The following is a 19,754-nucleotide window of genomic DNA, read 5'->3' as shown; positions in this document are numbered from 1 at the left end:
TGTATAAATATGGAGGAAACAACAAAATGAAAAGACATATAGCAGTTTCATTCGCTGCTCTAATTGCTTTAATTGCAGTTACAGCAGGCACTGCAAGTGCAGCAGACAATATTAGCAATCAAACCAGTATTTGTAAAGTTGTAGCCACTCATTATGAATGCGATAGCTGGTCTAATGAACAATATCCGGTAATCGACCTATTTGGGGACGAGTATGTTCCGCTGTTTACCACTAACGGAAATATCTGGGATGCGCATGTTAACAAGCTTGCCGGTTTGATTCTTGACAGTAATGAAACGTACATCCTCAAACCCGGAGAAAAAATTGACCTTGGTGAAGGTTATGCTCTCAAAGTCAAGCAGATCAGTAGTGATTATGTGGATGTCTGGCTCGAATTAACTCGAAACGGACAACACATCGCTGACCAGATTATCTCAGTTAATACTGATGACAACAGGACATGGAATGTTACCCTTGACAATATTCAGGGTGAAAACAATATTGTTGTAATGAAAGTCTATGTCAACAATGTGTTCGTAGGTGCGGAAGATTGCATCGTCAGGATTGATGGTATATGGCTTATTGACTATGAAAACGTCAAAAAGCTGAATATCGGAGATAAACTTGGGGGGTTTACACTAAAGGGAATCATCAATGGAGCAGATTCATCTAATCTGGGAAGTCTTGTTCTCGAAAACACTCTGGAATCTTCTCTAACCCATAGTGTTGTCGGAACCAATTATGAATGCGATAGCTGGTCTAATGAACAATATCCTGCAATCGATTTATTTGGAGAGACGGATGTTCCATTGTTCGCAAACAATGATGATATCTGGGACTCTCACGTTAACAAGCTTGCCAGTTTGATTCTTGATAGTAATGAAACTCACACCCTCAAACCCGGTGAAAATATCGACCTCGGCCATGGTTACGCGCTCGAGGTCAAAGAGATTGATATTGAAACTGAGAAGGCCTGGCTCGAATTCACCAGGGACGGACAGCATGTCGCCACCAAAAATGTCTCAATCGATACCGATGACAACAAGACATGGACTGTTGCCCTTGACAATGTTCTGGGTGAAAGCAACATTACTGTCATGAAAGTCCATGTCAAGCAGCTATTCGTAGGAACAGAAACCAGTATTATCTGGATCGACGGCATATGGCTTATTGATTATGCAAATGCCAGAACTCTCAATGTCGGAGACAAATTCGGAGAATTCACACTTGAGGAGATCATCAGCGGAGTGGATGCATCTAATCTGGGCAGTCTTGTTTTCGAAAATACTTCAGTTGCTGATGACTCTTCAGTTGCTGATAATGCTTCGGTTGTTGATGACGCTTCAGCTACTAATTTTTCTGCATCCTCCTCTCCCGAAAAGGGACCTGTTAAGTTTACTGACAAAAGTACGGGATCTACCACTCCCTGGTACTGGAACTTCTGGAGATCTATTATGATGAAAAGCAAATAAGCACCTTAAATTGGAAACAATACAAATATCTGGTCTAAGGGAAAAGAGGTAATGTTTTTGAGTTCTTTGTTTCCTAAAAGTGGAGAGGAGGTTGAAAGATTTGGAGAGAACTGAGGATTTGGTCCCCGTGCTTGTCCTGAAGCTGCCGGATGAGGTGTCTCTTCTTGCAAGGACTCTTTCAAGAACTCTTCCTACTCAAATCCTTAAACAGCTTCAGGACAAACAGATGTCTGCAGGTGAACTTGCATCAGAACTTGGGCTTCGTCTGAATACCCTGAAATACAACCTTGATGCACTGGAAAAAGCTGGACTGATAAAGGTCAGGCAGGTAAAATGGAGCTGTAAAGGTCGTGAAGTTAAAATTTATGCCCCTGCGGAGCAGCCGATTTTACTGGTGCCAAGGGCAAACAGAAACAGCGGTCCTTTAGTCCTGGATATCCTGGAAAAAACACTGGAAAACTGCCGGGAGAGTTTTCCGGGAAGGGGAATTACCCCTGCCGAGGAGTTAGGAAAAAATGATAAGCCCATATCCTCCGATAAAAAGTACAATGATCAGGAAGCTCTCCCAGCCTATACCCGCTATGCCATGCTTTTCCCTGTCGAGGAGGCCCATGACAAGGATTGAAATGTGCATCAGGGTCATGGCGATTATAAGCAGCTGAGACCTGGCAAGCACATGGTATATGGAACCATTTAGATAGGCAATATCCGAAAAAGCCACACAGAGCACATCCGAAGGTATTGCCTCCTACTATATTGCTTACAGCCAGAGTCAGAGCCCCCTGCCTGACTGCCGTAAAAGTAACAATGAGTTCGGGAAGTGCAGTGGCTACTCCGGTAAAAAGCCCTCCTACGATAGTCTCGGAAAGCTTTGTTTCTGCAGCAATTATTATGCCCGTCTCTGCCACCATATATCCTGAAAAAGCCACAATAGTGGCAAGTATAAGGAACTTTATTGTAACACTTTTTTTGTTCAGGTTCTCGTCTTCGACGTATTGGACAAGGTCTTCAACTGTTGATGCCGTATTCTTCGGGACCCACATGGCTCTTTTCTTTGCTTTCCAGATCATACGCACTCCTGCAGCATACCCAATTATCATGAGAATAGAACCTGGATTGGTCCCTCTGACCGAAAATTCGGGAGAAAATGTTATTAGAAAAATAAAGGAAAGCATGATGATGAGAAGAGTACCGTGCATCAGGTTGGGATAAGAAGCAGCTGCATGCTCAAGATTTGCTTTCCTGTAGCTGATATCGGCAAAAGCAAGAAAGGTTGTTTGGGCAAGGATGCCTCCTACTGCATTGCTGACTGCAAGTTCAGGATGGTTCTGGTAGGCGGCTGTAATTGAGGTTATGGTTCCTGCAAGAGAATTGATGCTCCCTATGAGTACTCCCCCTACCATAGCTTCCCCGAGTCCAGTAAGGTCTGCAAACTGGTCTGCGGTTTTACTGAGCCTGGTCCCTGCAACACCTATTACGGCAGTGAAGATGACAAAAAATATTGTTGCAGCAGGCAGATCCATCTTTTGCTTTCTCCGAATTTCAAAATAACCTTAAAAATAACTCTTGAAAATAATAAAAATTTGAAATCAGTGGCTGCTTATTCCGGAAATTAAAAAAGGAATTCACTGAAGAGTTCTTTAATCGACTTTCTTATAGAATTTTTAACCAATTTTTTGGGTATATACTGATATTTTTCGATATAATTCCGTCTTTGTTTCTCTTGCCTCTTTAATCCTCTATCATCTTTATTGCATCTGTCGGGCAGACCTGTACACACAGCTCGTACTCTACGCAGTCCTCAGGACGTGCTACTACTGCCCTTTTTCCTTCTTCTATCTCTTCAGCGTCAAACACGTCTACAGGACAGACGTCATATCATTCAAGTGAACCAACACATTTCTTATAGTCAATTCTGGGATGCATTTTTACCTCTCCCGGAGTTCTGATTTGTTTCTGGAGTTTCTGCTTCTTTCTGAAATTTTAGTTTGTTTTTTGAATCTCCGGGACTTAACCGGTTACTCCACTCCTTTACTCCGGGCGATACTGACAGAGGACTTTGAATTCAGTCCTCAACAAGTTCGATAGCATCTGCCGGACAGGCTTCCACACATTGTTCGCACTCTATGCAATTCTCCGGGCGAGCTACAACTGCTTTCTTTACCTGATCTATTTCGTCGATATCAAAAACTTCTGCAGGGCAGACTTCATAGCAGGCGAGAGCTCCGTTACATCTGTGATAATCAATTACTGGATGCATACTTTCTCCATCTTGTCAGACTTTCTGAATTCGAAAGTTGGATTTCTTATTCCATAGTTTCCTGATGCTCATAGTTATGACAATTGTCAGTCCCATACTCCTGTTCAATTACAGGATCTCACTGGTCCTGTTCAATTACAGGATTTCACTGAATTTTAACATCAACTGTTTCTGTAGCTTCCCTGTAAGGCACCTTCACATAGAGTTTCCCATCAGTATATCTTGCAATAGCCTTTTCAGGGATTACCCCGCAGCAGAATGCGTAAGTTCCAGCATATTCAAGTCCGGTTTCTTCTCTTTTTGCTCTTACAAAAAAGCCGTTCTCGACCATTTTCAATTCGATATTCTCTTTCCTTACCCCAACCATATCGATTTCGATGTACAGGTTTCCCTCTTCATCCGAACACGAAAACATATCAGGTGTCATTTTTACCATTGCCATACTATCCCTCCCCAAAGAGTTATAAAACAATTATAAAACAAATCCGAATATAAACGAATTCAAATAATAATAGCTGGATCGTTTTATTTATATCTTATGAACAATAGCCTTTTTACAGCTTCCGGTCGCTGCTCCTTCCGAATCTTTTTCTGCCCGGTTTTATCTCTCCTGGTTCTCGGATTTTTACTTTTTACTGCCACATCTCCCTGTTTTTGTCTATAAAAGCTTTCTGGACTTCTATTTTCGAAGACGTATAAATCAGCGCTGCAGGGTGATAGAGTTTCAGAATTGTTCTTCCTTCTTGTTCTACAGGAACGCCCCATTCCAGTTTTCTTTCCGGGCAGAATGACTTTTCAGCTGTGTTACCAAGGAGGATTATGATTTTAGGGTTAAGCAGGGTTATCTGGGCAGTAAGGAAGGGTTTGCAGCATTCAATCTCATGTACTCTCGGTTTTCTATTTTCAGGAGGATGGCATTTGACAGTGTTTGTTACGAACCAATCTTCTTCTGAGAGCTCCATATACTCGACCATTTTGTCCAGCTGCTTTCCTGCCCTTCCATAGAAGGGAATCCCTGATTTGTTTTCGGATTCTCCCGGAGCTTCTCCTATAAAGAACACTTTCGGATTGCAGGACCCTTTTCCTACTACTCTTTTAATTGCACTTTTATGGAGAGGGCATCGTATGCAGGCTATTGCCTCCCTTGTGACAGTCTCATATCCGGCTTCCACCAATTTTCGAACTCTTTCTTCAAGGTTTCCGCAATTCTCTTCTTCTGCTGCCATATCTTTTAGCTCCTTCATTTTTCCTTATCCTGAGATTACATCTTTTTCCTGAAACTGGCACTGAATCAGTACATTTTTTATTCTAATGCTAGCTGCCTTTTACTCTTGTATAGTTGCTTTCTTCTTTTACATTAATTGCCTTTTTTTCTTGATTTTCATATAAAAATAGTAATCCATCTCTTGAGATGAAAACCAGAACAAACTTATTTATGGAAAAAATTCCATGACAAAGATAACCAATACTGAAAGGATAAGATTCTCTAAAATTTTATATTTTAAGCTTTATTTTCTGATATATATAAAATCTTGTTACAAAGGTGTGCTGAGGGTAATGACTTCCAGAAACTTTCTTACGATCGATGATTTTGACATACGCGGAAAGACGATTCTTGTAAGGGTCGATATGAACTCTCCTATGGACACCCAGGGCCACATTCTGGATGATATGAGGATCAGGAGCCACATTGCGACCTTAAAAGACCTTGAGAGCGCAAAAGTCGTCCTGCTTGCGCACCAGAGCAGGCCCGGAAAAAACGATTTCACCATAATGAAACCTCACGCCCACCTGCTGTCCAGGTATCTGGGCAGGCAAGTTACTTATGTGGATGATATTTTCGGGACATTTGCAAAAACCCAGATTGCCTCTATGGAGGATGGGGATGTTATCATGCTCGAAAATGTCCGATTTTATTCGGAAGAAAGCATTGAGAGAACACCAGCAGAGCAGGCCAATACTTATCTGGTTAAAAAACTGTCACCTTTTGTCGATATTTTCCTGAACGATGCATTTGCAGTATCTCACAGGTCTCACCTTTCTGTTGTAGGTTTTACCGAGATCCTTCCTTCGGGAGCTGGAAGGGTAATGGAAAAAGAGCTTATATCTCTCGACATAGGGGTCAAAGGAGGGGAAAGACCAAGCGTTTTTGTGCTGGGTGGGGCAAAGGTGGATGATTCCCTTAGGGTTACCGAAAACGTTCTCACAAATGGAGGGGCTGACAGGGTACTCCTTACGGGTGTGGTTGCAAATGTTGCTCTTGCTGCGTCGGGAGTAAACATCGGAAAGGCCAGCATGGATTTCATCAAGTCTCAGGAATACGAAGAACAGATCGAAAGAGCTAGAGGCTTGCTTGCGAAGTTCAAAGATAAAATTGGCCTTCCAAAGGACGTAGCTTTAAACGATAACAAAAAACGCGTCGAAGTACCTATCTCTGAGCTTAATTCCGATTCTCTACCCATTAACGATATAGGGCTCGAAACCATCGTCAATTATACTAACGAAATCCAGAATTCCAAAACTGTTGTCCTGAATGGTCCTGCCGGAGTTTCCGAAATTGACGATTTTGCCCTTGGTACTCATGAAATTATAAAAGCTGCCATTAAATCCGATTTCTCGATCATAGGCGGTGGGCATATTTCAGTTGAGGTTGCACACCTCGGCCTTGAACATCGCTTCTCTCATATCAGCACAGGTGGAGGAGCCTGTATTGATTACCTTGCAGGAGAAAAGCTGCCCGGAGTCGAGGCTCTGAAGGCTGCCTACAAAAAATATCAGGAAGCTAAAAAGCTTTAAGGGTTTTTTTCCTGCGAGTTCCGGCAATAAGAACGGATTTCTGTCTGGTATTTTCTGCAGGAATTTCCTTATTTTTATTCCAATTAATTTATTTTTCTTCTGTTTTTCTGCTATTATTTTTTTAATCTTTTTTCGTAACTATTCAGGTATCTTGTTAAGGTTACACAATTTTTCCTCGAAACGAGGAAAAATTGGATATAAAATGAATCATTTTTCTCCTTGATGAAACGTGAAGAGATCCTTGCTCTGTGTGCTTCAAATCCTGAAGTTATTGCTTACATTTTGAGTCTTGAATCTCAGATTAAAGAACTTACTGAAAGATTGATAGTCTTAGAAGCTCGGTTAAATCAAAACAGCAGAAACAGCAGTAAACCTCCTTCTACTGATTTTGTTAAAGAGAAACCTAATCCCAGGAGTCGCCGTGAAAAGAGTGACAGGAAACCCGGAGGTCAAGAAGGTCATCCAGGCACAACTCTTGATATGGTTAATGATCCTGATTAGGTAATTGAACATTTTTTGACCTGCTGCGAAGATTGTGGACATACTCTCGAGAATGTTAAAGTTGAAACTTATGAGAGAAGACAGATTTTTGACATTCCTCCTGTAAATCTAATTGTTACAGAACATCGAAGTCAAATAAAGAGCTGCCCCCACTGCAGAAAATTGAATAAAGCTGTTTTTCCAGAATCAGTAAAGTATCCAGTCCAGTATGGTCCTAATATCTTAGCTTCAGCTGTTTACTGTAAAAACTACCAGTTTATACCTTATGAAAGGATTTGTGAGTTTTTTAATGACGTTATGGGGATAAAAATCTGTCCTGCTACTATAATTAAAGCAGAAAGAGAATGTTTCCAGAATTTAGAGGAATTTGAGAACGTTATTAGAGAGAAGTTACTAGCTTCTCCTGTTATCCATTGTGATGAAACTGGGATGAAAATTGAAGGAAAAAGACATTGGCTTCATGTAGCTTCTAATGACAAATACACCTGTTATTTTGCTCACTCAAAAAGGGGATCAGAAGCAATAAATGATATGGGAATTCTTCCAGAATTTAAAGGAATAGCAGTTCATGATGGATGGAAACCCTATAACGGTTATGAATGTGATCATGCTCTTTGCAACGCTCATCTCCAGAGAGAACTTACTGGAATTGAGGATAACTATAAACAGCATTGGGCTAAAGAGATGAATGAACTGAGCTTATGCCATTTTAGTTAATAGCCCTTATTTTGGAATAATGGATGTTAAAAAGATCTATTTTTTTAAAAAATTAGACTAAAACACTTTAATTTCAATTTAAAGGTAAATAGAAAGGATTATACCTAATTAAACCAATATTATGTCGCCAAACAAATAATTGGGCTTTAAAAAGGTATAATCCATGATAAAGATTATTACAAAAGGATATAAGTACTTATTGACTCAAATCGACGATTTTTTAGGGTCTGCACGTACCATTGTTATAAGTCTTAAGAGTATTAAAGGCAGAAAAGAATACGAACAGCTTTTTGGTCGAAAATTGGACGATCAAAAGACAAATATTAAAATCCGTATCATATCTCTAAAACAGTCAAGACTCACAGATTTTATAAGCAATCTTTTTGAAAAATCGATGTCTATATACTCTATTTTCGATCCGATGTTGAGTGAATATTCTAACTTAAAGATCCTTTTCATTGAGAAAATTACTAAAAACAAAAGACATTGTAAAGTACGTAATGTGCTCCCTATTTTTCAAAAAGTGCTTTCAGACTTTTTTGGTGAAGGATTTACTTTTCTCAAAAGGAAAATTTGCATTCCTTATAAAATTAATCTTCTAGTTGTACATAGCAAAGATTATATGGAAAGTGTATTGCCCTGGAATCAAGTACTTGCCTTTCAACACTTCAAAACGTTTCATGGGTATATAGGAGACATGTTTGCATTAAATCCTTCGCTGGATAACTTTTTCATTGAATTACAGGCTTCAATGGAGTACCATCCTCAGCATGAATCGTTAAATTTCAACAACATTCTCAAGTTAGAAATTGCAAGATGTAAGATGGGGTATTCAAATTTTGAATCATTCATTAGAGAATTTAACCAGAATAAAGCTCTAAGAAAGGAATTAAATATTGAAAATCGTGATCGAATCACTCTTTCATCATATCGTAGAAATCTGAAATGTATTTATCCATATTTCGTGGAATATGCTCAATTACTGATACAAGAATGTAGAAATCTAAATCTTATAGGAGATAAAATCTGGATATGGGATAGAAGGTTCTTTGAGTGCAACTGCAGTGGATTAAAAAATAAAGAAACTGGTATGCTCTCAGATCCTGATGCAGGACATTATGTTAAAAAAACCGGAAAGTATAGTGTCCTATCTGGAACGGGGTATACTGATACATGTGTTGTTGATAGTTGGTGGGGTTTACCAGTTTATTGGGATGCAGTAAACGCAAGTAAAAATGACAACACTATATTTCAAGAAACTATCATTCAGTGCATGAAATCGGAAACTCATAAACCACTTTTTATGATTGCAGATGCTGGACCTGATAGTCATCCTTCTAACCAGGTGGTTATTGATCATGGAGTTATTCCAATTATAGCAGCCAGAGCTAACAGTGCAGGAACTATTCTTAAAACAGAAACAGGAACCCACTTCAGAGGAATATATATACCAAGGAAATTTCATAGACTCCTTGGTAAAATATACAATCTTAGAACCACTGTTGAAAGAAAGAACTCAAATGAAGTAGTGGGATACAATCGCTCGAAAACACCTACAAGAAGAATTGAATGGGCTAAAATGTTTGTCTCTATAGGCAACATTGCCGCTTTACTTACGGCATTAACGGCTTTTAAAGTTGGAAGAAAAGATTTGATAAGGGCACCAACTGCTTTTAGAAGGTTGCATTTTTAAGCTATTTAAGGAAATTTTTCCGGAAAATATAGAATTGAGTGCTTTTATTTGGGATTTAAAGCATTTTAAATGATTTTGGCATAAGCTCAACTGTTAACAGAAATGAAAAAATATACTGATGAGTGTAGAGAGCAAGTCAAATATCTGGATTTTGAGCAAATTAAAGCATTGGAAGAAAGGTTCAATGCTATCATCATTAAAGGGATTGAAGAAAATCCACCTTCTCAAAATCCTGAGAAACAGGGAAAACGTGGTAAAAACCCAAAAACCAAAGCAAGGAACTTACTTGACAGGTTTATAGGAAACAAAGAACAGATCCTGAGATTCCTCACTGATTTGGGAGTTCCATTTGAGAATAACCAGGCAGAAAGAGACATCAGAATGATGAAATTACAGCAGAAAATATCAGGAACTTTCAGAACCATACAAGGAGCGCAAGCTTTCTGCAGAATTAGAGCTTACATTTCTACAATTAAAAAGAATGGTTTCAATGTTATAGATGCTATTCTTGCGGCGCTCAACAGAGCGCCGCTATTATCCTGAGAATTACAGCATTTTGCTGAAAAAATATACTTTTTTTATCAGTGGCTGAATAGTTACCTTTTTTCTATTCTTTTTTCAATTTCTCTTCATTCTTTTTCTAATTTATTCTCCAATCCATTTTTCATTCCTCTTTACCTTTTCAAGACTTCAGGCAATACCAGAAATGTACTTTAACCAGCGCCAATAACATACTGTTATACCAGTTTCCGGACATACCATCATACTAAGCATTGGTTATTACTGGCTGGTATTTACAGCTTAAACATATAATTAACAGCTTAAATGAACAGATTAAATGAACAGATTAAATGAACAGATTAAATGAACAGATTAAATGAACAGATTAAATGAACAGATTAAATGAACAGATTACAGGTGTTGGTTTAGGCATGCTTACAGAAACAGAAGGCAGGGCTACAGTCAAGCTTGCAAGGAAAACCATTGAATCATTTATCTTGGGGGAAGTGCTTCCGCATCATCAGGCAGAAGAAATTGACCTTCCTCCTGTTTTTGGGGAAAATAGAGGCGTTTTTGTCACATTGACCGAAGATGGGCTATTGAGAGGCTGTATAGGCCATCCTTACCCTGACTCAACTCTTAAAGAAGCAATTCTGGACTCCGCGGTCTCTGCGGCAACCCGTGATCCGCGCTTTCCACCTGTTGAGGAGGAAGAGCTGGACAGCATAACTGTTGAGGTTACGATCCTTACTCAACCCGAAAAAATCAATGCATCTCCAAAAGACCTTCCGGATAAGGTAGAGATCGGCAAGCACGGGCTCATTGTAAAACAGGGCTACTGCCAGGGACTGCTGCTCCCCCAGGTCGCTCCTGAGAACAAAATGGATTCTATAGATTTCCTGAGCCATACATGTATGAAAGCCGGCCTTTCTCCTGATGCCTGGGTTAAAGGAGCAGAGGTCTATTGTTTCGAAGGACAGATTTTCAAGGAAAAGGAGCCTGGGGGCGAAGTCATAGAAGAAAAGTTTTGAGCTCTTTTACTTTTATTTCTTTTCTGATTTCTTTTTTCTTCCGACGGCTTTCCAGACAGGCTGGCGGAGGCATTTTACATAATGTGGATTGAAAACCATCTTCTGTAAGGTTAAAAGAAATATTTCCCCCATTTACCACTTATTTTTATATTCTCTTCCTTGCGTTCGAGCAGAACGATTTCAACACTGTTTTATATTGTAAGATATTTGTTATTTTTTGGATATCACTTCTTTTGGATATCACTCACTTTTAAGTTAAGTTGAGCAAACATGAATACCTGTAACCTGCAGAAAAACGCGCTTCCGGGATCTTTCGGTGATATTAATCCTGAACTCTATGTCCTCTCCCTTTCGAGGTTTTTCGAAGATCTTGGTTCAGGGATGCTCGTTGCCTTGATTCCTTTATACATCTCCGACCTTGGAGCATCCTTTTTTTCCGGGCTTCCACTTGTTGCCCGGGCAGGACTTGTAATGACGGTTTTCGGGCTCTTCAGTGCCTTTACTCAGCCTCTTATGGGCAGGCTCTCGGACAGGCTTGATTGCAGGAGACCTTTCATCCTTTTTGGGCTGATTGGATATACCTTCTTTTCTTTCTTTTATTCGCAGGTAACAAACTATGAGCAGCTGCTCTTTATCCGGCTGCTCCAGGGAATTACCGTAGGGGCAACCATACCTGCAGTTATCGCAATGGTTACACACATCTCAACCTCCGAGACCCGGGGAAAAGCCGTGGGAGTCTACACAACTATCAGGGGTGTCGGATTCGGTCTCGGGCCCGTTGTAGGGGGAGCAATAGCCAGGTACTGGGGTTTTGATGCCGGGTTTTATGCCTGCGCCCTTCTCGGGGTGGTAAGCCTGGTTCTTGTGAGTTTTTTTGTAAAAGAAACTAAACGCCCTCATGAGCCAGTTCCCGAAAAAAAAGGAGGAAAAAAAAGCTACGCTTCAGTTTATTCTCTTGCAGGCGCCATGCTAATGATGATGGTCGGGATAATGATGGTTGTTGCTCTTATTCCTGAATATGAAGTCCGGCTCGAAGCATCCGAGCTTTCACTTGGAGTTGCTGTCTCAGCCTACATTTTCGCAAGATTGCTTTTCCAGGCTCCTCTCGGCAGCCTTTCGGATAGGATCGGCAGGAAAAAACTGATTGTCGGCGGTCTTTTCCTGAGCGTTCCTCTGATTGTCGGGATGGGTTACATCACAAGTATAAGCCAGCTTATTTTTTTCAGGGCTTTTCAGGGGCTTCTTGTAGCCTCAATAGACACGCCTGCAATGGCGCTTGCAGCTGACCTCTCGGACGGGGCTTCCTTAAGCTCAAGGCTCAGCATAATAACAACTGCACAGGCAGCAGGAATGGCTTTTGGCCCTATCTTCGGAGGCTTTCTTGCGGGATATGTGACCTTTGTAACGCCCTTTTACGCCTGCGCCCTGCTGATGCTTCTGGCAGGCTTTCTGGTGATCAAAAAAGTAGAAGAGCCAGAAGGTAACCAAAGTCGGGAGGTTGCATAAGCCTCTGAGGACGAACGTCCGGGAAGAACCTTAATTTCTTTTCCCGATACCTACTGTTTTCAAGCCGGTATCTGGCTTTCCTGATTCTCTTTTAAGAACCTCTTCTCGATATCCAATCCCTTACTCCACTTTTTAGATTCTTAATAAATTACAAAAAGGCGTTACTCTTTTCCAGGTTTTCCAGGGCTGCATTAAAAAATAGAAAAATTTTATGAAAAATGAGTTAATGAAAAATGAGTTAGTGAAAAATAAGTTAACGAAAAATAAGTTAACGAAAAAAACGGAGATGAACATGAGTTGAGGGAAGGTGTCTTTATAATGAAGGAATTTTTCAGTGAATTTTACTTTTGCTTGATAATTCGCGGTTTAGTTAAATGGACTCGAATATAGCTCTGGACTTACATTTAATGGATTGGCAAGGAAGGTTTGCCTGCAGGCTTGATAACCTGCAGGTCCTGTCGGCAAACCTGGTTTTTGTGGCTTTATAGGCTCTATCGGTGTAGGTTTTATCGGTTTTGCTGGTTTTATTGTTTTCATCGTTTTGTGTGAGTAAGGCAGAAATTTCTTAGCGGCGAATCTGGCTATGGTAGCATCCCGATCATTCGATCAAGATCTTTTTTCCGGCCACGAATTTTGTTTTTGGTAAGGTGACTGTTAAAACGCCGTTTTTGAGCTGGGCAGTTGCTCCTTCTTCGGTTACACCTTCCGGAAGAGGAATTTCACGGTAATAACGCATTAAAGACCTCTCTTTTCTGAGATAGCCTTCCTTTTCTGTCTCCCCTTCCTTTCCTTTAGATGCACTGATCACAAGGAAGTTCTCCTTCAGGCTCAGCTCTACATTTTCTCTGTCAATGCCCGGCAGGTCGGTTGTAACAATTACTTTATTATCTTCTTCCGCAACATCGGTCAGCGGGGATAAAGTCTCGCCCATATACCTGTTTTCCAGTGCAGGAAATGCCCTCATCATCTGTTCCATGTATTCCTGCATCCTTCTTATCTCATCAAACGGGTCCCAGCTCTGCACGTCACGGGACGGTCTCTTTACTGGCAGTTTCATGACAAATTCCTCCTTACTTGACTCCGGGGAATCCTCCGATTCCAGTTCTGCTGGAATCTTTTCGAATCTCCCTGGTTTTGTATTATTTCTTATCCAATATTTTACTTCGGTTGGTTAATGATCTGTAACTTGAACTCTTATCTGATCTGTAAGTGGTTCTGGAGGTATGGAACAGCTTCTTCTTTTCTCCGTAGGAAGCTGCCTGTAAGATGTGAAAACCCTGCCAGGGGTGGAGATTTAAGAGTGGAGATTTTTGTTTTATTTCTCTGTCCATATCTTACAGGCAGGATAGATGAGAGTTCCAGGCTCTCATCTCTTTCTCGTGGAGGGAAGAATCCGTTTTTAAAGGTGGTACAGGTCACCTTTAGTCTGTTCGCAGGTTTTGTTTACGGGTCTTTGAGAAGGTAACTGGTGGTCTCGCCCTACAGTTACTATATTGTGGTTACTGTAAGGGTGTTATTGTTTCTCAGTTACTAACATCTAGTTAGTATTCATTATATTTAAATTTTTTGTCCATGCCCCTGCCCTCAGACTGCTCAAAATCGGATGTTTCTCGGGAAAACCGTATAATTTGCATGCAGAATAAGTTTTTTCGGGCGATGCAGGGCTCTGGAGTCCCCTTAATTAATTTATCCTGTAAGGGGGGATTGGGAATAAAGTCTGCACTAAAGAAAACAGGTTTATGCAACTTTGCCTTACTAATCAGTAAAAATCGGATATTTGCAGGGCAAAAAGTTGAGTTTAGGCGCAAAAGACCGGTTTAGTTCAATTAAAAAAATGTCCTTAATGAGAAGCATCACTAATTTATTTGTTTAATAATATAATCCATGTCAACCGGCTTATATTTTGTCAGTTCAACAGAAATATTTATCCTTTTATTTTCTTTATCAATAAAAGGGTACTTGCGGAGGTTATTGTTGTGGTTATGGCCACAAATAGCCCAATCATTCCAATCGAAAGGAACATTCTCAGGTCGATGTGTTAAAAAGAATTTGTGATTTGCATATTCAAGGATAAAATTATCATAAAATTTTATTTCATTTGATTCATCATGATTTCCTTTGATGAAAAAAACATTTCCGTTTAGCTGTTTTAGCCAATAATCTGTTGATCTCCTCTCTTTTCCATAAGCTAAATCTCCCAAAAAATAAACAGTGTCTTTATTACCAATTGTGTTATTCCAATTTTGCACGAGTGTTTGATTCATATCAGCAGCATCTAGAAACGGTCTTTTGCAATACTTTATAATATTCTCATGATCTAAATGTAAATCAGAAGTTACAAAGACCTTTGATCTTCGAAATACACTTTTGATATTCTCAGCCATGCTTCTTTGTGGAATCTCAATTCTCTCGCTTACATACTCACCCGGATTATAACTACCTTCAAAATATGCATTTAATAGATGCAATGTGTGAGTATAGACATCCCTATCCAGTGCCAATTCCCTTCTTAATGGCCGCCTTAAAAGAAAGTCATACTCCCTTAGTATTAATTGATCTTTCACAAGAGTTGCTCTGACCATTTTATGTTTGAATTTCAGACTATTTTTTCTTTCAACGTATTTTCTTATTCCTTCAAATTTGTCATTCGATAATTTCATCGCTATCGTTGTATGAAACTCGTATCTTCTTTCATGATCGAATTGATTAAGCTGGCAATATGGTTCAAGTGCTTGAGCAAGATTCCACCTAAACTCATCCATTTCTTTACTTGGGTTGACATCAAGAAATACAACTTTACTATCCTCAAATGTGCTGAACCCTTTTACTTCGAAACCCATTAGAGAGTGGTTGGAACACAACTGGTTAAAATCTCTAATTAATCTTGTCTCATCATTTGTACTGAATGGACCTACCAAAGTGATGTGAGGAATCGCTCTTTTAGATTTTAATCCAAACTTCTGACTGATTTCATCTATCAACTTCTTAATTTCATATTTTGCACTACCATAGAATCTAAATTCAATCAGGTAATGTACCATCTAGTAATAAAAAACCTTTAAGAGTTATATACATTGTTGAACATAGTTTTGAGTTCTGCCTAGTTTTTCATTCGTTGCAGAACCCTTGAATTCAACAAATAAATTCGTCCTGAAAAAAGAGAATGATTGGGAATAAAGTCTGCACTGAATAAGCTAAATTTATACAAAAAATTATATATGAGTTTATGTCGCTGAAACTGCTGTTGAGACACCCGCATCCCTGCAGAGCAGTTCAGCCTGTTTAAGGATGCTTTCAGTAGCGAGTTTCTGTTTGTCAGGAGGGTAGCCGTATTTTTTTAGCAGTCGTTTTACACTGACTTTTATCTTTGCCTGGATGTTTTTTCGGAGAGTCCAGTCAACCCCTGCATTTTGCCTGATGATTTTTACAAGTTCTGCAGCCATGAGCTTTAATGCCTCGTTGCCCAGAACATCCACAGCGCTTTCATTGTCTGCGAGGGCGTCGTAAAATGCGACCTCCTCTTCACTGAGGCCAATCTCTTCACATCTTTTATCGGCTTCGCTTATCTTTTTTGCCAGGTTGAGGAGTTCTTCTATGACCTGAACGGTATCAATGCCCCGGTTTTGTATTCGTTGATTGCCCGCTCAAGCATTTCAGCAAAAGACTTTCCCTGGATCAGGTTTCTGCGCGACCTGACCTTGATTTCGTTATATAACAGTTTTCTCAGGACTTCATATGCAAGATTTTTTTGTGGGAGGTCTCTAACTTCGGTGAGGAAATCCTCAGAAAGGATCGAGATATCAGACCTTTTTATCCCAACTACGTCAAAGACATCGATGATTTCTTCATTTGCAATCGATTTTAAGACAAGCTCTTTTATTGCCGAATTCATTTTATACTTTGATTTTGCAGGCTTTCTGTCCACCTTTACAAGAATAGATCTTACAACCTGGAGATATGCAAGTTTATCACTTATCCGGTCTGCATTCAGATGTAGACTGATAGGGTGAAGGCTTTGGAAAACTTGGTTACGTGCTGGATGAAGCGTTTTTCCTGCGTCCTTTCATCTTCCGTACGCCCCTGCGAAAAGATGAAATCCGCCCCTTCCCTTACAATTGTAAGTTTTTCTTTCGGGGATGCTGAAAAAATACGCATGTAATCAAAGCCATAGAACATCTCCTGTACAATTTCGTATTTTTCGAGCATTAGTGCAACGGCTTCGGCCTTGAGTCCCCGCAGGACTGCCCCGGCTCCCGCTTCGTGTGTAGTTGCCATGGCATACTTAAGGTCGTAAAGGAGCCCCACATAATCAACTATAAGCCATCCGGGCTTTGTCCTGAATACCCGGTTTACGCGGGTGATTGCCTGCATGAGGTTGTGCCCCTGCAGCCATTTCAGGAAATACATGGTGTGCAGGCAGAGGGCATCAAAACCGGTAAGCCACATGTCGCAGACAATTAAAAGCCTCATGAGATCAGCCGGGTCCTGCATCCTGTCCCTAATCCGCTGCGTCCATATTGTTTCTTAGCTTATCCGCTGTCTGCCAGAGTTTTTCTTCAAAACAAGGTTTGCGCCGTTTGAGCCTGCTATGTTTTTTGCCATGGATTATCAACACTGTAATGATGGCTTAGATAATCCGTGAACTGTTATAAAATTGCTAATTCTAAGCAGTGTTCAGCATAGCAACGCTCAGCGCTTTACCTAGTTGTGGCAATTTTTCAGGCAACTGCTGTATTTACAGGCAAAATACAGGCAAAGTGCAGACAAAAGATCCTTTCTCAGGCAGTGAATGAAATTTTCCTGATGATAAAGGATCTATCGGGCGTGAAATTCAGTCAATTTTCTCGATCAGGGAAAGGAAGCTGTCTCTCAATCTTTCTTTTGTGGAGTCCGAAAGGTCATTAAGTTTATCGAGAGCTTTTAGTGCCAGTTCAAAATAGGATTTTGCAAGGGCAGGGTCTATCTCAAGGTAGGTTGCTCCCATAAAAACATACAGGTAGAGGAAGTCGTCGTATTTCTCGGTGAGTTTGCTGTAAAGTTCTTGAATCCTGTCAAATTCGCCTTTTTCTGCCAGTTCGGATATGTAAAGGCCTGCAAGTTCGTAGAATTCCGGGCCGTTTTCCAGCAGGAAATCAAATTTTTCGTTATCTTCCATCAAAAGGAACTTGCTTTCCAATTCTGCTATCAATTCTTCTTCAGTCAGCCCTTCTTCAATCAATTCTCCTCTTTTATCTCTTTCTTTTCCTTCATCTCCCTCATTTTCTTCTCCATACTCTCCTACATCTCCATATTCTTCTATAAATTCAAAATAATCTTCCTCGTCCCCTTTCATGAGCATGAGATCTGCGTGTTTACCGGATAGGCCCAGCTTGGAAGCAAGCTTTTTTATGCTCTTCTCATACTCTTCGTTCTCTTCTTCTGTGAAAAGGTCCATAATATAGGCTACCCATTTTATGTATGCCTGTTCATCTTCCATCCAGGACCTGTTATCGATAACCTCCAGAACATAATCTATTGCCAGTTTCAATTCATGGTGAGTTACCTGTTTTTCTTCAAGGAGTTCTATCAGGTCTTTGACAATCTCTTTTTCAAAATCCTGTTTAAAATAAGAAACATTTTTATTACAGTTTCTTTTGATATTCTTTAATGCTGATACTGCATCCCTGTCCTTTATTTTTCTGTCAACCTCATAAAAATACCTGGCAATCGAATATTCGACTATTCCGATAAGCTCGGCATATTCATATTCTCTACCCTGCAGGCTTCTTATTTTCTTCACTTCTGGCGTATCGGGTATGAGGTGCCGGAAAAGTGAATCTTCGTCCTCTTTAATGGATCTATCTCCGGTTTCATGATTCATTGCTTTCTCTCCTTTACTCCCTGCCTTCCTTCTTTCCTTTCATCTTTTTCCATCTTTCCTTTCATCTTTTTCTATCTTTCCTTTCATCTTTTTCCATCTTTCCTTTCATCTTTTTCCATCTTTCTCTCTCTTCTTCTCTCTCCCTTCTCTTTTCTTCCCTATTTTTCTCTCTTTCTTCTTTCCCGTCTCTCTTTCTTCTTTTATCTTTACTTTCGTGATAACCCATTGCGTTCAGTAAGTGCACTTAAAACTGAATATGCATCAGAATCTTGAGGCTCAAAATTAGATTCCCCACTCCATCAAAACCTGCACACAGCCCGTATGATCATCAATCTCTTTTCCGACTGCTTTAAACCCGCTTTTTTCATAAAAGATAATAGCTCTTCTGTTATCCCTGTAGACCTTAAGGGAGAGCCTTCCTTTGAGGACTTTCGCGTACTCTAGAAGCGCTTTGCCTGTCCCCCTTTCCTGCGCTTCTGGAGTTATGAACAGGGCACATACCTTTTCTCCGACAAGTGAAATAAAGCCCATTACCTTTCCTTCCTGTTCAAAAACATAGTTTTCGGCAAGAGGCAGGTACTTTTCCTTCATCACAGATTTATGCGAAGCCCAGAAAGAGGCTAGCATAAAGGGATGAGCAATAACGGAAGCATCATACCAGATCCTTACCATCTCTTCAAGATCTGTTTCCCTGTAAGTTCTGATCAATTTATCCGATTCCTCTCTTTTATTAAGGTTATTTTATTTATCTAAAATTAAATTATCCTTTATATCTAGGATAATGGAATCGATTGGGCAATATGTTAAATTATCGGGCTATATATTCGTCTCCGATTAAGAAGCTCCTGCTGGAAAGAAGCTCCTGCTGGATAAGTATTCGATTAAGGATAAGTATCCGGCCAGCAGTCTCCACATGGCAAGTTAAGTTTACTAGGTAACAGGCTGGAGAACTCAGGTTCAGGATATTATTGAAAAAAGGCTTAGTGCACTATGTAGTGATCATGAATAAAAAATACACCGAAAATGGTTCGGCCGAAAAAAAGGATTTTAATGAAAATGGTCCGAATCAAAAAGAAAAAGTCGGATAATTTCTTATCTTTTAATCTGACTCGATTTGCCTGATCAAGTAGCTTGCATATCCTTCGGATATTTTCACCTGCGGGCTGCAGGGTACAACCTTTACCAGTTTTCCGAACTGGGTCACGTACACTTCGGGCCCGTGTGAGGTTTTCACTTTCGTAAAAGTGTATCCCATTGAAAGGGTCATTTCCTTAACCTCCAATAGTTAATATATCCGGTCTGCCATATAAACATTTTTAAAACTAATAATCATTATGTTTTATGGCTACTAGCGTTGAATTTTTTTTGATATTTGTCTCATTTGGGGGATAATATATATTCGACAAAAAAGTATTTA

General features: G+C 40.0%; 18 protein-coding genes and 4 pseudogenes. 8 read left to right on the top strand and 14 right to left on the bottom strand.

Going from position 1 to position 19,754, the window contains the following annotated elements; translation table 11 throughout:
• The first annotated feature begins 26 nt into the window (after nt 1-26).
• A complete protein-coding gene (locus ACZ5A8_RS05290; protein ID WP_464532645.1) occupies nt 27-1,472 on the top strand; it encodes an S-layer protein domain-containing protein in 1,446 nt (481 codons plus the stop codon).
• 79 nt (nt 1,473-1,551) lie between these two features.
• Nucleotides 1,552-1,785 (top strand): annotated as a pseudogene (locus ACZ5A8_RS05285) (helix-turn-helix domain-containing protein); the annotation flags it as partial.
• Between the two features lie 175 nt (nt 1,786-1,960).
• Here ACZ5A8_RS05285 and ACZ5A8_RS05280 read toward each other — a convergent pair.
• The 5 genes from ACZ5A8_RS05280 to ACZ5A8_RS05260 form a co-directional block, all read right to left on the bottom strand.
• A complete protein-coding gene (locus ACZ5A8_RS05280) occupies nt 1,961-2,995 on the bottom strand; it encodes a sodium:calcium antiporter (RefSeq protein WP_464532644.1) in 1,035 nt (344 codons plus the stop codon).
• Between the two features lie 208 nt (nt 2,996-3,203).
• Complete coding sequence (locus ACZ5A8_RS05275; protein WP_464532642.1) at nt 3,204-3,329, bottom strand: 4Fe-4S dicluster domain-containing protein; 126 nt, start codon at nt 3,327-3,329, stop codon at nt 3,204-3,206.
• Nucleotides 3,330-3,537: 208 nt separating this feature from the next.
• On the bottom strand, nt 3,538-3,732 hold the full coding sequence (locus ACZ5A8_RS05270; protein ID WP_322223357.1) for a 4Fe-4S dicluster domain-containing protein: 195 nt from the start codon (nt 3,730-3,732) through the stop codon (nt 3,538-3,540).
• Nucleotides 3,733-3,877: 145 nt separating this feature from the next.
• Complete coding sequence (locus ACZ5A8_RS05265) at nt 3,878-4,174, bottom strand: Hsp20/alpha crystallin family protein (protein ID WP_464532641.1); 297 nt, start codon at nt 4,172-4,174, stop codon at nt 3,878-3,880.
• 190 nt (nt 4,175-4,364) lie between these two features.
• Nucleotides 4,365-4,958 (bottom strand): uracil-DNA glycosylase, encoded by a 594-nt coding sequence (locus ACZ5A8_RS05260; RefSeq protein ID WP_464532640.1) that lies wholly within the window; start codon nt 4,956-4,958, stop codon nt 4,365-4,367.
• Between the two features lie 319 nt (nt 4,959-5,277).
• Between ACZ5A8_RS05260 and ACZ5A8_RS05255 the strand changes: the two genes are divergently transcribed.
• The 6 genes and pseudogenes from ACZ5A8_RS05255 to ACZ5A8_RS05230 all read left to right on the top strand — a co-directional run bounded on the left by ACZ5A8_RS05255 (nt 5,278) and on the right by ACZ5A8_RS05230 (nt 12,477).
• Nucleotides 5,278-6,528, top strand: coding sequence for a phosphoglycerate kinase (locus ACZ5A8_RS05255; protein ID WP_464532638.1), 1,251 nt, complete (start codon nt 5,278-5,280; stop codon nt 6,526-6,528).
• Between the two features lie 219 nt (nt 6,529-6,747).
• Nucleotides 6,748-7,725: pseudogene (gene tnpC / locus ACZ5A8_RS05250) on the top strand (IS66 family transposase); the annotation flags it as partial.
• Between the two features lie 718 nt (nt 7,726-8,443).
• Nucleotides 8,444-9,439: a hypothetical protein gene (locus ACZ5A8_RS05245; protein WP_464529078.1), complete on the top strand. Its 996-nt coding sequence runs from the start codon at nt 8,444-8,446 to the stop codon at nt 9,437-9,439.
• An 87-nt stretch (nt 9,440-9,526) separates the two neighbouring features.
• Nucleotides 9,527-9,982 (top strand): annotated as a pseudogene (locus ACZ5A8_RS05240) (IS66 family transposase); the annotation flags it as partial.
• A 389-nt stretch (nt 9,983-10,371) separates the two neighbouring features.
• Complete coding sequence (locus ACZ5A8_RS05235; protein ID WP_464534024.1) at nt 10,372-10,971, top strand: TIGR00296 family protein; 600 nt, start codon at nt 10,372-10,374, stop codon at nt 10,969-10,971.
• A 270-nt stretch (nt 10,972-11,241) separates the two neighbouring features.
• Nucleotides 11,242-12,477, top strand: a complete 1,236-nt coding sequence (locus tag ACZ5A8_RS05230; protein WP_464532637.1) for an MFS transporter — start codon at nt 11,242-11,244, stop codon at nt 12,475-12,477.
• 598 nt (nt 12,478-13,075) lie between these two features.
• Here the strand turns inward: ACZ5A8_RS05230 and ACZ5A8_RS05225 are convergent.
• The 9 genes and pseudogenes from ACZ5A8_RS05225 to ACZ5A8_RS05185 all read right to left on the bottom strand — a co-directional run bounded on the left by ACZ5A8_RS05225 (nt 13,076) and on the right by ACZ5A8_RS05185 (nt 19,604).
• Nucleotides 13,076-13,534, bottom strand: a complete 459-nt coding sequence (locus ACZ5A8_RS05225; protein ID WP_464532635.1) for an Hsp20/alpha crystallin family protein — start codon at nt 13,532-13,534, stop codon at nt 13,076-13,078.
• Between the two features lie 137 nt (nt 13,535-13,671).
• Complete coding sequence (locus ACZ5A8_RS05220; protein WP_464532634.1) at nt 13,672-13,896, bottom strand: hypothetical protein; 225 nt, start codon at nt 13,894-13,896, stop codon at nt 13,672-13,674.
• A 437-nt stretch (nt 13,897-14,333) separates the two neighbouring features.
• The gene (locus ACZ5A8_RS05215; RefSeq protein WP_464532632.1) at nt 14,334-15,518 is read right to left on the bottom strand and encodes a 2'-5' RNA ligase family protein; all 1,185 of its coding nucleotides are present in this window, start codon (nt 15,516-15,518) and stop codon (nt 14,334-14,336) included.
• Nucleotides 15,519-15,701: 183 nt separating this feature from the next.
• A pseudogene (locus ACZ5A8_RS05210) lies at nt 15,702-16,414 on the bottom strand (DUF3387 domain-containing protein).
• Between the two features lie 50 nt (nt 16,415-16,464).
• Nucleotides 16,465-16,980, bottom strand: a complete 516-nt coding sequence (locus ACZ5A8_RS05205) for a type I restriction enzyme subunit R domain-containing protein (protein WP_464534023.1) — start codon at nt 16,978-16,980, stop codon at nt 16,465-16,467.
• Between the two features lie 328 nt (nt 16,981-17,308).
• The gene (locus ACZ5A8_RS05200) at nt 17,309-18,337 is read right to left on the bottom strand and encodes a hypothetical protein (protein ID WP_464532631.1); all 1,029 of its coding nucleotides are present in this window, start codon (nt 18,335-18,337) and stop codon (nt 17,309-17,311) included.
• Nucleotides 18,338-18,398: 61 nt separating this feature from the next.
• Nucleotides 18,399-18,581 (bottom strand): hypothetical protein, encoded by a 183-nt coding sequence (locus tag ACZ5A8_RS05195; RefSeq protein WP_464532629.1) that lies wholly within the window; start codon nt 18,579-18,581, stop codon nt 18,399-18,401.
• Between the two features lie 38 nt (nt 18,582-18,619).
• Nucleotides 18,620-19,045 (bottom strand): N-acetyltransferase, encoded by a 426-nt coding sequence (locus ACZ5A8_RS05190; protein ID WP_464532628.1) that lies wholly within the window; start codon nt 19,043-19,045, stop codon nt 18,620-18,622.
• A 391-nt stretch (nt 19,046-19,436) separates the two neighbouring features.
• Complete coding sequence (locus ACZ5A8_RS05185) at nt 19,437-19,604, bottom strand: hypothetical protein (protein WP_464532627.1); 168 nt, start codon at nt 19,602-19,604, stop codon at nt 19,437-19,439.
• Nucleotides 19,605-19,754: the final 150 nt, after the last annotated feature.

The organism is Methanosarcina subterranea, from assembly GCF_055385895.1.
Note: the sequence above shows the minus strand (reverse complement) of the source record. Positions and strands in the feature narration are given on the sequence as shown.

Excerpts from the sequence above, each read along its gene's own strand:
- ACZ5A8_RS05235 (WP_464534024.1), top strand. The coding sequence starts at position 10,372 with ATGCTTACAGAAACAGAAGGCAGGGCTACAGTCAAGCTTGCAAGGAAA.
- ACZ5A8_RS05270 (WP_322223357.1), bottom strand. The coding sequence starts at position 3,732 with ATGCATCCAGTAATTGATTATCACAGATGTAACGGAGCTCTCGCCTGC.
- ACZ5A8_RS05215 (WP_464532632.1), bottom strand. The coding sequence starts at position 15,518 with ATGGTACATTACCTGATTGAATTTAGATTCTATGGTAGTGCAAAATAT.
- ACZ5A8_RS05230 (WP_464532637.1), top strand. The coding sequence starts at position 11,242 with ATGAATACCTGTAACCTGCAGAAAAACGCGCTTCCGGGATCTTTCGGT.
- ACZ5A8_RS05280 (WP_464532644.1), bottom strand. The coding sequence starts at position 2,995 with ATGGATCTGCCTGCTGCAACAATATTTTTTGTCATCTTCACTGCCGTA.
- ACZ5A8_RS05245 (WP_464529078.1), top strand. The coding sequence starts at position 8,444 with ATGTTTGCATTAAATCCTTCGCTGGATAACTTTTTCATTGAATTACAG.
- ACZ5A8_RS05225 (WP_464532635.1), bottom strand. The coding sequence starts at position 13,534 with ATGAAACTGCCAGTAAAGAGACCGTCCCGTGACGTGCAGAGCTGGGAC.
- ACZ5A8_RS05290 (WP_464532645.1), top strand. The coding sequence starts at position 27 with ATGAAAAGACATATAGCAGTTTCATTCGCTGCTCTAATTGCTTTAATT.
- ACZ5A8_RS05265 (WP_464532641.1), bottom strand. The coding sequence starts at position 4,174 with ATGGCAATGGTAAAAATGACACCTGATATGTTTTCGTGTTCGGATGAA.
- ACZ5A8_RS05260 (WP_464532640.1), bottom strand. The coding sequence starts at position 4,958 with ATGGCAGCAGAAGAAGAGAATTGCGGAAACCTTGAAGAAAGAGTTCGA.
- ACZ5A8_RS05185 (WP_464532627.1), bottom strand. The coding sequence starts at position 19,604 with ATGACCCTTTCAATGGGATACACTTTTACGAAAGTGAAAACCTCACAC.
- ACZ5A8_RS05200 (WP_464532631.1), bottom strand. The coding sequence starts at position 18,337 with ATGAATCATGAAACCGGAGATAGATCCATTAAAGAGGACGAAGATTCA.